The organism is Streptomyces sp. NPDC056987 (genome assembly GCF_042673865.1).
Lineage (GTDB): Bacteria > Actinomycetota > Actinomycetes > Streptomycetales > Streptomycetaceae > Streptomyces.
This window is the reverse complement of sequence record NZ_JBHURV010000001.1, coordinates 527,528-534,383: the sequence shown is the minus strand read 5'-3', so window position 1 is coordinate 534,383 and position 6,856 is coordinate 527,528. Positions and strand designations below refer to the sequence as shown.

At 68.4% G+C, this 6,856-nt stretch carries 6 protein-coding genes and 1 tRNA gene; 4 read left to right on the top strand and 3 right to left on the bottom strand.

Features of this window, described 5'->3' with window-relative positions; all coding sequences use genetic code 11:
- Positions 1-1,045 (bottom strand): ALF repeat-containing protein (locus ACFTZC_RS02300; protein WP_382885966.1); only part of this gene is annotated, 1,045 nt, incomplete at its 3' end.
- A 624-nt stretch (positions 1,046-1,669) separates the two neighbouring features.
- On the opposite strand from ACFTZC_RS02300, the gene ACFTZC_RS02295 reads away from it, so the two are divergent.
- The gene (locus ACFTZC_RS02295) at positions 1,670-2,146 is read left to right on the top strand and encodes a hypothetical protein (RefSeq protein WP_382885965.1); all 477 of its coding nucleotides are present in this window, start codon (positions 1,670-1,672) and stop codon (positions 2,144-2,146) included.
- A 189-nt stretch (positions 2,147-2,335) separates the two neighbouring features.
- Positions 2,336-3,577: a trypsin-like serine protease gene (locus tag ACFTZC_RS02290; protein ID WP_382885964.1), complete on the top strand. Its 1,242-nt coding sequence runs from the start codon at positions 2,336-2,338 to the stop codon at positions 3,575-3,577.
- A gap of 300 nt (positions 3,578-3,877) precedes the next feature.
- Here the strand turns inward: ACFTZC_RS02290 and ACFTZC_RS02285 are convergent, their stop codons facing one another.
- Positions 3,878-4,651, bottom strand: coding sequence for a helix-turn-helix domain-containing protein (locus ACFTZC_RS02285; RefSeq protein WP_382885962.1), 774 nt, complete (start codon positions 4,649-4,651; stop codon positions 3,878-3,880).
- Between the two features lie 321 nt (positions 4,652-4,972).
- Between ACFTZC_RS02285 and ACFTZC_RS02280 the strand changes: the two genes are divergently transcribed.
- Positions 4,973-5,473 carry a glycine-rich domain-containing protein gene (locus ACFTZC_RS02280; RefSeq protein ID WP_382885960.1) on the top strand — a complete coding sequence of 167 codons (501 nt, stop codon included), beginning with the start codon at positions 4,973-4,975 and terminating at the stop codon, positions 5,471-5,473.
- A gap of 74 nt (positions 5,474-5,547) precedes the next feature.
- On the top strand, positions 5,548-6,177 hold the full coding sequence (locus ACFTZC_RS02275; RefSeq protein ID WP_382885958.1) for a class I SAM-dependent methyltransferase: 630 nt from the start codon (positions 5,548-5,550) through the stop codon (positions 6,175-6,177).
- Between the two features lie 384 nt (positions 6,178-6,561).
- Here ACFTZC_RS02275 and ACFTZC_RS02270 read toward each other — a convergent pair.
- Positions 6,562-6,649, bottom strand: a tRNA-Leu gene (locus ACFTZC_RS02270).
- Between the last annotated feature and the right edge of the window lie 207 nt (positions 6,650-6,856).

Sequence of the window (6,856 nt, the reverse complement as noted above, 5' to 3'; positions counted from 1 at the left end):
CCCCGCCCGCGGTGGCGGCGGCCTGGGAGGCGGCGGTGGCCGCCCAGGAGGCGCGACGGGCCGCGTTCACGGCGGAGTTGGAGGCGTTGATGGCGTTCCGGGCGGCGTCCGCCGCGCCCTTGGCGGCGGACGCCGCTTTGCGGGCCGCCGCACCGGACTTCCCCACGTCCTGCTGGGCGGCTTCGGCTTCCGTCGCAGCCGTCTCCGCGGCTTCCTTGGCCTTGGCCGCGGCGGTCTGGGCACGCTCGGAGGTCTCGACGGCCAAGTCCGTCTCGGCCTGGGCCCGTCTGCCTTCGCGCTCGACGACCGCGACGAGTTCCTCGATCGTCGCCGTCTCCTGGTCCCGGGCGCGCGCGATGTGCTGGCCGGTGTCGAGGAACCACTGGGCCTCCTCGGCGGCGCCGCTCAGCGCACGGTTCGCGTACTTGCGCACCTCGGGTCCGGCCGTGGTGAGCATGGTGCCGATCTGGACCCGGGCGTCCTCCAGGCGCGCGGTGAACTGGCCCTCGGCCAGGAAGCCCTCCAGTGCTTTCGCGGTGCCCGCGCTGAGTGCGGCGCCCGCCTCACGTTTGACGGCCTTGTCGCCGGTGGCCAGGACGGTCGCGGTCGCCACCCGCAGGTCGTCCAGCAGGGCGGGGGCGAAACCCTCCGCGAGGAAGGCGGCGACGGCGCTGTCGCCGCCGTCGAGTGCCTCGACGGCCCCGCGCCGCAGTCCCTTGCCCGAGCGGGCGAGGCAGCTGGCCACCGCGACACGGTTGTCCTCCGCCAGCGCCTTCGGCAGGGTCTGCGCGAGAAACGCCCCGATGTCCGCGTCGGTGCCGGACAGCGCCCCGGCCGCCGCCGCCTTGGTCGACCGTCCCCCCTCCAACCATGCCTTGACCACCTCGGCCCGCTCGGTGTCCGGCAGCGCGGACGAACCGGTCACCACGCCGCGCCCGGTTGCTGCGCGGGCCACGGGCCCCGCCGCGAAGGGTGTCGCCGCTGCGGCGCTGACGGCCGCGATCGCCCCGAGAAGTCTTCTGCGGCTCCAGAAAGTCGGCTGCATGGGTGTGGTCTCCTTGTCCCCGAAAAAGAAGATCAGCGGTCAATGGACATCAGCTGCGCTCGCTCGGTCACAACACGGCGTAAGCACGACGTAAGCACGGCCAGGGTGGCGACAGGAAGCCATACCGGCGCTCCGCCCGAGTTCAATCCGGAAAAACCTTACGGAAGACAATCCCACCAACACCACTCCCCTGGGGAATGTTTTTCGACATTCCCGAAAAGCGGAATGCCTCGTTTCGTTGCCACATCTTTATGAGAGGAGATACAACCACTCCGGGATGTGACACACATCACTCGAAGATGCCGCGCTCGCTGTCTACTCTGGGCACGGGAGGGGGAGGCAGGGCCTGCGGTGCACGCCGAAATCGTGGGAGCGGAACAGTTTCCTTTCACTCCGTACAGCCAGGAAGACCAGGCGCCTTCTGCTACACCCCTGCCCGACCGGGGTCCCCTATCCGGATTTCTCCCGGTGTCTCCCGCCGAAAACCGATCACGCTTTCTGACGCTTTCACGCCGGTGCCGACCAGCGTTTCGGTCACTGATTCCGAGAAACGAAATGAGGAATGCGATGAGGACGCCCATGACACGTCCGGCGAAATCCCGCAGGCGGAGACTCACGGCCCGGGTGACGGGTTCCCTTGCCGCCTGCCTCCTGGCATGGGCCGCCGTGGCCGCCAGTTCCGGCGAGCCCCGCCCCGGGACCGCCGTAGCGAGGGTCGCCGACCAGGCTCCCGCCTACGCGGTCGAGGACTTCGCCTACCCACAGGCGGGCGAGATCCACGAGGAGAAAGGCCTTCTCCTCAAGCGGGGGGACGGGCACATCACGCTGGCCGACTGCCGGTCAGGCACTGACCTGCTCCATGTCATGGCCCGCGGGTACGAGGAGTTCTGCTTCCGGACCACCGGGGACTCGGGTTGGCTGACCATGGAGCTTCCGAACGCCTATCTGGTCATGGGCAACGACTACGCCACCGAGGTCGACATGACCAGGGGCACCGAGACGAAGACCTACGACATCGAGAAGAACACCTGGACGGGGGTGGGTGAAACCGTGGAGAACGGCCGCGAGTACACGCTCATGGAGATCAGGACCACCAAATAGCGTCGGCACAGCCCCCGTTGCCCGCACCGTCACCAGGGAAAGCAGTCATGCACCCACCGGACCCGTGCGCGCGGCCGCGGTGACCGACCGCGACGCCGGCGACACGACGGTTCACGTGGGGTCGCGCGTCGCCGGCTGACCCGCACACTGCCCTCAGCCCGTCACGTTCCGAACAGCAAGGGGTTTCCCGTGCTCAGACCGAACCGCTCCACTCTGGCCGCCATAGCCGCCGGCCTGCTCGCCGTCGCGTCGGCCGTCGCCGCTCCGGCCAACGCCGTCACGGGCGTGCCGGCCGCGGACGGCACCTATGCCTTCACCGCCAAGCTGGACATCGGCGACTCCCACCGCGCCTGCTCCGGCGTACTCGTCGAGTCCCGCTGGGTGCTCACCGCCGCCAGTTGCTTCGCCCCGGACCCGAACGTCAGCCTCGACATCCCGGCCGGCCCGCCCGCACTGGCCACCAAGGCCACGATCGGCCGCACCGATCTGTCCGGCACCGCCGGCGCGGTTCGCGACGTCGTCGAGCTCGTCCCGCACCACGACCGCGACCTGGTACTCGCCCGGCTCTCCGCCTCGGTCGGCATCACCCCCGCCCCCCTGGCAGCTACCCCGGCCGCCGCCGGCGAGCGGCTCACCGTGGCCGGATACGGCCGTACCGTCGACTCCTGGGTGCCCGACACGTTGCACACCGGCACGTTCACCGTGAATGCCGTCGACGCCGGCCTGCTCGCCACCACCGGCAACGACGGCGCCGCCGTCTGCCAGGGCGACGCCGGCGGCCCCGCGCTGCGCGCCACCGCGAACGGCGTCGAACTGGTCGCCCTCAGCAGCCGCTCCTGGCAGGCCGGCTGCCTCGGCACCGACGAGTCGGTCACCGACACCGGCGCCGTCAGTACGCGACTGGACGACGTCACCGACTGGATCGGCACCCACGTCGCCCGCTGGACCCTCACAGCGCACGTCAACGGCAAGTACGTCACCCCTGAGATCAATGAGACAGGCAACCAGCAGGGCAAGCTCCGTGCCCGGGCCACCACCCCGGCCGGCTGGGAGCAGTACACCCTGCACACGCGCGACGGCGGCCAGACGGTCTCGCTGCGCGCCGAGGCGAACAACCTGTGGGTCACCACCGAGAACACCATGACCGGAGACCACCAGGGCATGCTCCGCGCCCGCGGTACGGCCGCTCCCGCCGGCTGGGAGCAGTACACCCTCGTACCGCAAGGCGGCCAGAACTACGCCCTGAAGGCCAAGGTCAACGACAAGTTCGTCGCCGTGGAGCACAACTACACCGGCTCCGACGCCGACCTGCTGCGCGCCCGCTCCACCGCCGTCACCGGAGGCTGGGAGCGCTTCACCTTCCAGCACGCCGACAACTTCACCGTTACCGGCAAGCCGCCCGCCGCCCCTACCCCCCGGCCCCTGGACTGACCGAACGACACCGGATGCCGGGCCACCCGACAAGATCCCCGAAACCGGAGAACTCCTACCCCGGACGAGTCCGGGATGGGAGTTCAGCAAACCTGACCAGGGCATTTCTGTGCATACCCAGAGTGTCCGAGGGGGGACTTGAACTCTCCACTCGGGCACCAGCCATCAACCGTTCTGACCTGCTAAAACGCCCGTCGACAGGCTTGATGTCGGCGGGCGTTTCTCCTGTTCTTTCCTGCTGTTTCAGGCCCTTTCGGGCCGCTGTTGGTCATGCGTTGGTCATGTGACCAACCGTCCTGCTCATGACGGAAGAGTCGAGTACCGCTCGATGCTCGCTCGGCCCGTGGACCGGTCGAGTAGGCGCAGCTCCCACGGCCCTGTGTTCACGTCGAAGTCTTTCCCGAACCCCACCCACTTGCCCGCCATGCGTCGGCCTGTCGGTTCGATCAGCATCTGAATGGCACCGTGATACCGGGCACCCTGGTAGTAGCCATCGGCCGCAGTCTGTTCGGTCCACGTGCCCGTGATGACGTTCCGGTCCACGGTGAGATCCAGAGACAGGGGGCTGTCCGGGTTGGTCGACGCGCGGGGCAGGCTCTGAGCTGTCAGCCGGTTGCCGTGCTGGACGATCACTACGTGGTGCTTGCAGTCGAACGTCTCGTCACGGCTCGATGAGTAGAACTCGTACCGGGACAGCCAGACGCCCGCGTACTCGCCCTGCGTCTCCGGCTCCAGGCTTGCGACGGCATCGGTGGTGCCGACTTCACCAGCTTCCATGTCGTGGCCTCCTGCGCCGTCTGAGTGGACGCGGGTCATGGGGATGGCGAACCCCAGCGATTCGGGGGCGCGGCCCGTGAACCGCTTCAGCGCCCGCGCGTACAGCGGACGGCATGTCCTGGTCTCCCCGGACTCCCAGCGTTGCACGAGTCGTTTGGAGGCGTCGTTGGGCTCCCCCAGTTCCTCGCCCGCGCCCCGGAGGCCCTGGGCAAACTCGTCCTGGCTGAGGTTCATCGACTTGCGTACTGAGGTCAGCACGTCGTTAGGGGTCCGCTCACGCTCGGCCGTAGTCGTCATGATCTGAGGCTAGCCACGCCGCGCCTTCAATGACACCGGTTTGACGCCCTCGGCGTGACGCCGACATGACGCCCGAGGGACACCTTGAGCGTCGCCGCGATGGTGATGGCTAACCCGGAACATGGTCGTCATGTCCATCCGCATCAGCACCTACAAGGTGAGAGCAGACGGTACGCAGACGGAGCCGCAGACCCTGTACGAGGGTGAGGGCGGGGAACCCCTCGCTACTGGCTCGATGCCCACGTGCTCGTGCCCCCAGTGCCGAGGCGGACGGCAGGACCGGAGCACGCCTGACACCCGATCGCGTGGAGGCCATGCAGCATGAGTACGGCAGTAGTGATCCGCGACCCGAAGGCTTACGTCACGCCGGACGTGTGGGAGCGGGAGGTGACCCTTCTCCTCCGGAACCCGGAGAACACCCGCGAACTGGCGGAGGCCAAGTTCGGGCAGGCCATCGCCTACCTGGTCACGTGCGGCAAGAACCCGGACCTGCTCATGGGTCCGTCCAAGCAGGTGGACGAGGCGTGGCACTCGTTCATGCTGGACTCGATCCCGTACCACCACTTCACGGACCGGCACTTCGGCCGGTACATCCACCACGTCCCGGAGCTTCCGGGGGCGGCGGCGGGAGCCCTGTCCTCCGCCGATGACGAGGTGAAGAAGGACGGGCGCGACGCCGAGACCGGTGGCCCGCTCGTTCTGGAGCGGACGATCAACGCCATCAGGGCGGCCGGGTTCGAGATCGACCCCGACCTGTGGGGCATGGAGAGTGCAGCCGACTGCAACCAGTGCCACGCGGGGTGCCACGACTCGCCCAAGTAAGGCCGAACGGCGCATGAGTTGGGGCTCATCCCCGTAAATTGAGGGTGGGCCCCACTCCCGGAGAGGAACCTTGCATGTCACTGGCTGAGTCCTGGGACAGGTACGCGGTCGGGAGTACGCCCCGTAGGGCCGCGAACGCCAACGGAGATACGACCTGGCTGAACTGGACTCAGTACCCAGATCACGGGCCCAACGAGGGTCTTCTAGGTCCCGTCGCCGGGCGCCGAGTGTTGGAACTCGGCTCGGGGAGCGGAAGCAACCTGGCACATCTGGTGACTCTCGGCGCGTCCGGTCTCGGGGTGGACGTTGCCCCCGCCCGCGAGGCTGTGGCACGGGAGCGATGGGGTGATCTGCCGGGACTTGAGTTCCGCACGGCGGAAGCGACGGCGTTTCTGTGCGGGACAGACCAGACATTCGATGTCGTGCTCTCGATCTTCGGCGCCGTCTGGTTCGTCGATCCGGAGACTCTGCTCCCGCTGATCCGGGCCCGCATGGCAGCAGGCGGCATTCTGGCGTTCTCACACCTCCCTGCCGGAAGCCAGAGTCCGCGACCAGGCAGGGCAGGCATGCGGTGCGACCACAGCCCAAGCGCATGGGAACGGCTCCTCACAGACCACGGATTCACTGATGCGTCCGCATCCGTCATCGACCCGCCGGAAGGCCGGACCTTGGGCACGATGCTCGTTCGTGCGGAAGTTCTCTGACCCTGCCTGCCCACGCATGACGATGCCCCCGACGCGTACGCCGAGGGCATGCCAGGCTGCTGTGCGCCTGCCTCAGGCGCTCTCACCGATGTGCCGGTACAAGGTGGCGCGGGAGACTCCCCGACTGGCGGCACAGCAAGGTCACGAACGACCTGGAGGCCAGGGAGAACCCGGTAGAGGTTTCCGCCAACATCCGGCACCACTCGCCGGGCTACACCATGGCCCGGTACGGCCACTCACGTAAGGACGGAGCGCGGCGCCGCGCCGCCTCCGGAGCGGGCCGACTCGGCCTGTCATCCCTGGTCTGACCAGGAGATTCGCTCGGCTGTTGGTCACGCCACAGCCCGAGAAACAGAAAAACCCCACGTGAAGTGGGGTCTCTGCTGGTGTCCGAGGGGGGACTTGAACCCCCACGCCCGATAAAGGGCACTAGCACCTCAAGCTAGCGCGTCTGCCATTCCGCCACCCGGACGAGTGGTCGAACCGCGGCGATCTTGGCGATCTCCCCGCGGCGACAAGAACAACGATACCAGGGGTTCACGGTGCCTCTCACCCGTATATCCGGTGGTCAGCGGTGGGGGGGGGGGCGGGGGGGGGGCGGTCGGCCCCCCGGGGGGAAGACCCGCGGCGCGGGGGGCGCCGCGGGGTAGGGGGGAGGGGGGGGTGGGGGGGGGTGGGC